The 440-nt window shown below is 66.4% G+C and carries 1 protein-coding gene; it reads right to left on the bottom strand.

All coding sequences use genetic code 11. The features are described from left to right. Positions 1 to 440 (bottom strand): aminotransferase class III-fold pyridoxal phosphate-dependent enzyme (locus HWX08_RS34165; RefSeq protein WP_175807158.1); only part of this gene is annotated, 440 nt, incomplete at both ends.

Raw genomic sequence — 440 nt, 5'->3', positions numbered from 1 at the left:
AGGCCCTTCGCCATCGTGATCAGGTCCGGCTCGAAGCCGAAGTGCTGGTGGGCGAACCACTCGCCGGTGCGGCCGAAGCCGCCGATCACTTCGTCGGCGACCAGCAGGATGTCGTACTTGCGGCAGATCCGCTGGATTTCCGGCCAGTACGTCGACGGCGGGAAGATCACGCCGCCCGCGCCCTGGAACGGCTCGCCGATGAACGCCGCGACGTTCTCCGCGCCGAGTTCGAGAATCTTCGCTTCGAGCTGCTGCGCACGCGCGAGGCCGAACGCTTCGGGCGTCTCGCCCGGCTGCGCTTCGCCGAAGAAGTACGGCTGGTCGATGTGCACGATGTGCTCGACCTTCGACGGCATCTGCTCGTGCATGTAACCCATGCCGCCGAGCGTGCCGCCCGCGATCGTCGAACCGTGGTAGCCGTTCTTGCGCGAGATCACGTA

Source organism: Burkholderia metallica (assembly GCF_902832845.1).
GTDB lineage: Bacteria > Pseudomonadota > Gammaproteobacteria > Burkholderiales > Burkholderiaceae > Burkholderia > Burkholderia metallica.
This window is presented reverse-complemented; position numbering and strand designations above follow the sequence as displayed.